The sequence below is a fragment of the Alcanivorax sp. genome (assembly GCF_051117345.1).
GTDB lineage: Bacteria > Pseudomonadota > Gammaproteobacteria > Pseudomonadales > Alcanivoracaceae > Alcanivorax.
In genome coordinates this window covers 1-6,141 of the sequence record NZ_JBNPEC010000131.1, presented here as the reverse complement: position 1 = coordinate 6,141, position 6,141 = coordinate 1, and the positions used below count along the sequence as shown (strand labels likewise).

At 55.9% G+C, this 6,141-nt stretch carries 6 protein-coding genes, 4 tRNA genes and 1 rRNA gene; 1 reads left to right on the top strand and 10 read right to left on the bottom strand.

Features of this window, described 5'->3' with window-relative positions; all coding sequences use genetic code 11:
• The 9 genes from ACFE0K_RS08755 to ACFE0K_RS08715 all read right to left on the bottom strand — a co-directional run.
• The coding region (locus tag ACFE0K_RS08755; RefSeq protein ID WP_434535702.1) for a GTP-binding protein at positions 1-126 on the bottom strand (126 nt) is incomplete at its 3' end.
• Between the two features lie 155 nt (positions 127-281).
• A tRNA-Thr gene (locus ACFE0K_RS08750) sits at positions 282-357 on the bottom strand.
• A 43-nt stretch (positions 358-400) separates the two neighbouring features.
• Positions 401-474, bottom strand: a tRNA-Gly gene (locus tag ACFE0K_RS08745).
• Positions 475-540: 66 nt separating this feature from the next.
• Positions 541-624: transfer RNA gene (locus tag ACFE0K_RS08740), tRNA-Tyr, on the bottom strand.
• A 76-nt stretch (positions 625-700) separates the two neighbouring features.
• A tRNA-Thr gene (locus ACFE0K_RS08735) sits at positions 701-776 on the bottom strand.
• A gap of 83 nt (positions 777-859) precedes the next feature.
• Positions 860-1,510 carry an SPOR domain-containing protein gene (locus tag ACFE0K_RS08730; protein WP_434535701.1) on the bottom strand — a complete coding sequence of 217 codons (651 nt, stop codon included), beginning with the start codon at positions 1,508-1,510 and terminating at the stop codon, positions 860-862.
• Between the two features lie 16 nt (positions 1,511-1,526).
• The gene (locus tag ACFE0K_RS08725; protein ID WP_434535700.1) at positions 1,527-2,261 is read right to left on the bottom strand and encodes a type III pantothenate kinase; all 735 of its coding nucleotides are present in this window, start codon (positions 2,259-2,261) and stop codon (positions 1,527-1,529) included.
• Positions 2,258-3,229, bottom strand: a complete 972-nt coding sequence (gene birA, locus ACFE0K_RS08720) for a bifunctional biotin--[acetyl-CoA-carboxylase] ligase/biotin operon repressor BirA (protein WP_434535699.1) — start codon at positions 3,227-3,229, stop codon at positions 2,258-2,260. The genes ACFE0K_RS08725 and birA overlap by 4 nt, the downstream gene beginning before the upstream one ends.
• On the bottom strand, positions 3,226-4,914 hold the full coding sequence (locus ACFE0K_RS08715) for an AMP-binding protein (protein ID WP_434535698.1): 1,689 nt from the start codon (positions 4,912-4,914) through the stop codon (positions 3,226-3,228). The genes birA and ACFE0K_RS08715 overlap by 4 nt, the downstream gene beginning before the upstream one ends.
• A gap of 385 nt (positions 4,915-5,299) precedes the next feature.
• Here ACFE0K_RS08715 and ACFE0K_RS08710 point away from each other — a divergent pair, with 385 nt between their 5' ends.
• A complete protein-coding gene (locus tag ACFE0K_RS08710) occupies positions 5,300-5,536 on the top strand; it encodes an acetyltransferase (RefSeq protein WP_434535697.1) in 237 nt (78 codons plus the stop codon).
• Between the two features lie 487 nt (positions 5,537-6,023).
• Here the strand turns inward: ACFE0K_RS08710 and rrf are convergent.
• Positions 6,024-6,139 (bottom strand): 5S ribosomal RNA (gene rrf, locus ACFE0K_RS08705).
• Positions 6,140-6,141: the final 2 nt, after the last annotated feature.

Genomic DNA, 6,141 nt, shown 5'->3' with positions numbered 1-6,141 from the left:
GCCGCCCCAGACTTCTGCACACACGCGGGTCAGCGCGGCGGTCAGAGTGGTTTTACCATGGTCAACGTGACCAATGGTGCCGACGTTTACGTGCGGTTTATTACGTTCAAACTTTTCCTTTGCCACGACTCTTCACCTCTTAACTTGGCTGTGCTTCCTCGCCATATGGCGCGCATACACCCGATAAAGACACATTTAAGGACTGTATTGATAAACACAGACCACCTTGGCACCATCAAGACACATGAAGCCGGACCCAGGATATACCTGGGCCCGGAAATTGGAGCTCTTGACCGGATTTGAACCGGTGACCTCACCCTTACCAAGGGTGTGCTCTACCTACTGAGCTACAAGAGCATAACCTTCATGCCACCTTGCGGTGACCAAACCCTACCGGAGCTGGAGCGGGTAGCGGGAATCGAACCCGCATCATCAGCTTGGAAGGCTGAGGTTCTACCGTTGAACTATACCCGCAAACTTTCCGATGCCTGCCAGCCTTCCGGCCACTCAGGCCATCCAATGAATGACCTGCTTTTAATCTGGTGGAGGGGGGAGGATTCGAACCTCCGAAGCTTTCGCGTCAGATTTACAGTCTGATCCCTTTGGCCACTCGGGAACCCCTCCAGAAAAGGGCCTACATTCTCTTTACGGCCCAACCACTTGTCAACCTGTTTTCAAGTAGTTAGACACGTTTAAAAGCTGGAGCTGGCGAGAGGAGTCGAACCCCCGACCGGCTGATTACAAATCAGCTGCTCTACCAACTGAGCTACGCCAGCTCACAAGGGTTGCGAATTCTATAGAAAGGACCAGGGCGGCGCAATCCACTTGGAGATCAAACGCCTAATAATTACCCAGCAATTCAGGAGCAAGTCACCCAATCCAACTTAAGAGACTGATTTGCCTGAAGAAAGATATTCAGCTCCGGTTTTTCTTCCGGCTTCTGATCGGTCAGATAAACCCAGTATTCGGTCACAGCTCGCGATGTTTCGCGCACAAACGCCGGATAACCGGCATTGCGCATCTTTACGCGCAAGCCTTCCGCCGATTCCGCGCTGGAGAAATAGCCTAACGAGATGGCATTGGCATCCTCACCGTCCTTGACGACGAAGCTGTCGACACCATGATCTTGCAGCTCGTGCAATACTCTCAGCGCACGCTCCCTGTCGGCATAGGGCGGCAGGTACACCCAGTTAAGGCGATCCTTCTGGATATTCAGCGCTCGTACCCGGCCAGGCAATCCGGCAGCCCTGAGCTGCACCGCGCCGGCATGGGCCGCATCACGAGACTCCCACGGCCCCACCACTGCACACAGGGACCCGGTTTCCGGCCTGCGCGCCCCCTCTCTGGTCGGCTGGGACCGCTCCGCAAGCAATACCAGTTGATCCCCTCCCACTGACTGAGCCGGAACACGCAGCGACACAGCCGCACCCTGGGGCGCCAGACTCTTTGTGAGCTGCACTCCCAGGTAGACCAGATTCACGACCAGCAAGCTGTAAAATATCCACCGCACCGGTGTTCCCCCACGTTTATTGTTGTCGGGCTGCCACGCGCTCAAGGCCATCAAGGACCAGGTCGGGCATATGCAGAAACTCGAACTGGAAAGCACCTGTCAATTTCGGGGCATCACCGCCAGTCACCAGCACTTTACAAGTATCTTCAAGCACTTGGCGTAGTTCAACCACCACCTCCGTGACGAAGGCCACAGACATGCGCAACAAACCATTATGCACACACTCCCCGGTCGACTGGCCCAGAGCCGGCCGGGCCGCGGCCGGCTCAATATGCACATCAGAGGTATCACGCAACAGGGCCGTTCGCAGCATCCCCAGCCCCGGCACAATATACCCCCCCAGGAACTGGCCTTTGCCGTCTACCGCGTCAATGGTCAGCGCACTACCGCAATCGATAATGATACTGGCCCCGTAACGCTGATACCCTTCTATCATCGCCACCCAGCGGTCCACACCCAGCTTGCGAGGCTCCGGATAACAGCTACGCACCCCGAAATCTTCCTCGCATGAATAATAAAAACACGGAGACACCCCGGTGCGCTCAGTCAACAGGCCGGCAATTTCGGCATCTGCCGATGGCCCCGCCACCGACGCTATCCAGATTGACTCGATGTGTCCGCCATCTCTCAGCAGGGTGTCGATAACCACAGGCCACTCTCTGCCATGACGACAGCCTCCCTGCTCAACCTTCTCACCCTGGCGAAACCGCCATTTCAGGGCGGTATTACCCACATCCACAAACAGTTTCATCGAACTCTCAAACTCACTTCACCGCCGTACACTTCACGCACACCATCCCGGGTTTCCACGCGCAGCGCTCCATCCGCCAGAACACCCGCGGCCCGGCCCAGGATCATCTGGCCACCGGACTGAACCTGCACCGCCTTTCCTCGCACGCCATCATAGCGATCAAAGGCATCCTGAAAAGCAGCAAACCCTCGTTGTGAAAAGTGCGGCAGCATATCCAGTAGATGAGATAACACACAGGCGGCCAGCGCCGTCCGCGATGGCATCTCGGCAAGTTCGCTGGCCAGATCTGTCCAGGCTTGATCAATATCCCGAGCCTGATGACCGGTCATGCGACCATTAACCCCTACACCAATGACCACATCTACCTGGCCATCCATCTCGCCGGCAAGCTCGATCAACACACCGCCCACCTTGGCACCATTGATCAGCAGATCATTGGGCCACTTCAAGGTTACCGGCAGCTGTGAATCCAGCTCCTGCAATGCCTGAGCCACAGACACACCTACCGCCAGGCTCAACCCGCCGAGAGCGGCAAAGCCGCCACTAACCGGAAAACGAATGGAAAAATACAGGTTGGCCGCAAAGGGGGATTGCCACTGCCTGCCCCGCCGGCCACGGCCTGCGGTCTGACACTCGGTGACAAACACCTGTGGTCGGCGCACCGGCCCGGTCACCGCCAGAGCATCACCATTGGTGGATTCTGTCACCCACTGGTAGTGCAGCTGTGCCCGGTCAGCCAGCGCCGCTTGAAGGGAAACCTGATCAATCAGGTCGACAGGCTGAGCCAGTCGATACCCCTTTCCCTTGACGGATTCCAGCGCCATGCCGAATTCCTCAAGACGCTGGACGCGCTTCCAAATGGCTGCCCGGGAAATCCCAAGAGCCTGACCCAATTCTGAGCCTGAATGGAACTGGCCATCCGCAAGAAGGCGGATCAATTGCTGATCCGCCTCTTTGATAGCGTTCAAGCTTCCCAAACCACCCCTTTGGTTTTTGCCCACTTGGGGATGTCATCCGCATAACGTTTTTCAATCTCGTTACGCTTCAGCTTCAAGGTAGGCGTGATCAGGTTGTTTTCGACGGTCCAGGCGTCCTTGCAAACCACCAGAGTCGTCATGCGCTCATGGGGATCAAGCTCATGATTCACACGGGTCAGCAGCGCTTCGAGCTCCTTGGTGAAGTGCTCTTTTTCGCTGCCTTTGGAAAGCTTTTCCTGCTCTTCCGGGGTAATGTTCAGCAGCGCAATGGGCTGCCCCATGCCCTGTCCGATGACACAGGACAATTCCAGACCCGGCTGGGTAGAAAGGCGGTTTTCAATCGGCGCCGGCGCCACATATTTACCTTTTTCCGTCTTGAAGATCTCCTTCACGCGACCAGTAATACGCAACCGGCCCTTTTCGTCGATCTCGCCCACATCACCGGTATGCAACCAACCATCGTCAGTCAGGTCTTCAGCAGTCTTGTCGGGCTGCTTGTAGTAGCCCTTCATGTTACCCAGGCTGCGCACCAGGATCTCACCGCCATCACCAATGCGGCATTCCACGCCATCATTGGGAGTGCCTACCCAGCCGATTTTCTGATCGCCCTCTTCGGTGGTATGTGACCAGGCCAGATTTTCGGTCATGCCATACACTTCGAGAATTTCCAGATCCAGCTTCTTGAACCAGGTAATGATGTCAGGAGACAGTGCGGCGGCGCCGGACAGTGCGATACGGCACTGATCAAGGCCCATGGCACCCAGCACTTTCTTCTTGATGACCTTGTTCAGGAACGGAATTTTCAACAGTCTGTTAAGTTTCTTGGGCGGCACGGCATCAGAGGCTTTCTGATAAAATTTTGACCAGATCCGCGGCACAGCGAAGAAAACCGTGGGTTGCGCACGCTTGATGTCTTCACCGAATGTTTCAAGCGACTCGGCAAAAAATATCTTTCCCCCTACGTAAAGCTGAGCCATTTCTACCGCTACACGTTCGGCCACATGCGAGAGGGGCAGATAGGAAATCATGCGTTCCTCAGGCGTCAAATCATACACCTTGATCATTTTAGCCCCGACTGTGGAGAGGGCCAGGAAATCATGCATCACACCCTTGGGCATGCCGGTGGTACCAGAGGTGTAAATAATGGTCGCAATATCTTCCATGGCGGGCTCGGCCACTTGCTCGATCGGCGCCGTATCGCGAATGATATCGCCCCAGTTGGGGAAATCATTCAGCGCATCCCGGGGAGCGAGAGTAAACGCCACTCGCTTGACGCCCTCCGGCACACCTTCTTTCATGATGTCCCAGTCATCCAGCTTGCCTACGAAAAGGAATTTGGACTCGCTGTGCTCCATGATCTGGCGGACTGTTTCTGCCACCAGTGTCGGGTACAACGGCACGCTGACTGCGCCCGCCATCCAGATAGAAAGGTCGGCAATAATCCATTCCGCACAGTTTTTGGAAACCAGTGCAACGTGGTCACCTTTCTGCACCCCTTGCGATTGCAGGTAAGCCGCCATTTTGCGAGCTTCATCATTGATCCGGGCCCAGGTATAGTCCTGCAGCTCACCACCACCCATGGGCTGAACCATGGCTACTGATTTACCCTGTTTCTCGCAACGCTGATCCAGCGCCTTGAGCGGGCTCATTACTGCTGCCTTATTATCCATTGTCATAATTCTTAACCTTTTCCCAAGTCCAAACGTATCGATACAGCCCGTTTTCGCGGGTCTGGCGCAGGCCTGCCCTGCAAAATCGCAATAATCATTGCCCCAGTGCCGGATGCCGATCCAGCCACCACCGGGCCGGCGCCCTGTTACGCAGCGCCCAGCTTGATTCAGTAAACCCCAACCATACCACTTTCATCGCTAGCGATGGAGCCTTTACAGCAGCAGATGGCACGGTTATCACCACGCTTATCGCTGGTGGCGTCCAGCATAGAATGGCCGCCACCGGGGATAAAGCCCCTCTTGGTTTAATAATGTTTACGGCCTTTTCTCTTGCCAGAGCTGCACCGCTGATCGCACCCTGAAGGTCACTAATGAACAGGGAGCAGAAAGCATGTTTCTCAAAGAGCTGAAAAGCGGTCACCTGGTGCAGGTTGTCGACCCCACGGAACTGGTCAACCCGCTACGCAGCCAGGTCACGGGGCGCTATCACCACGGCGAAGAAGCACAGGAAGCAGAGCCATTCGACAAGGGCGATCTGGTGTTTCCCTCGGGTGAGACATTGCCAAAATGCTGGGTGGATTCACATTATCGGGATGACGAAATTCCCAGTACCGGGATGGGGATCTAGACGCTCGGTCCGTCCTGAGCTTGCTGGATTTTGGGCGGGGGCTTGGTGCGGCAACTGATCCGCCAGAGCCATGACTGTGTGGCGGAGGGCTGGTTCTAGCTTCTAGCTTCTAGCTTCTAGCTTCTAGCTTGGAGCTTGGAGCTTGGAGCTTGGAGCTTGGAGCTTGGAGCTTCTAGCTTGCGGCTTGTGGCTTGCGGCTTGTGGCTTGTGGCTTGCGGCTTTGCAGAGGTGTGATGACCTACTTAGGCAGCGAGCATGCTCTCTATCCCTCCGGGACGCCTGTGGCGCCTCACCCTGGCATTTTCGGTGCATCGGGTGTCACATGGCGGCTTCGCCGCGAGGTAGGGGGAGGAGTTCACCGTATCCACGTGCTTCGCTTGCGAAGCCGAACAGCCGCTTTACAGGCTGGCCCGAAGGGTGAGCGCAGCGAATCAAATACAAAAAACCCCCGACACTTTCGTGGCGAGGGTCTTTTGTTTATTTAAGAGCCTGACGATGACCTACTCTCACATGGGGAAACCCCACACTACCATCGGCGATATGTCGTTTCACTTCTGAGTTCGGCATGGGATCAGGTGGTTCCAACACTCTATGGTCGTCAGGCA

What these genes read in the sequence shown, in the direction of transcription:
- ACFE0K_RS08710 (WP_434535697.1), top strand. Translation starts at nt 5,300, where the DNA reads ATGTTTCTCAAAGAGCTGAAAAGCGGTCACCTGGTGCAGGTTGTCGAC.
- ACFE0K_RS08715 (WP_434535698.1), bottom strand. Translation starts at nt 4,914, where the DNA reads ATGACAATGGATAATAAGGCAGCAGTAATGAGCCCGCTCAAGGCGCTG.
- ACFE0K_RS08725 (WP_434535700.1), bottom strand. Translation starts at nt 2,261, where the DNA reads ATGAAACTGTTTGTGGATGTGGGTAATACCGCCCTGAAATGGCGGTTT.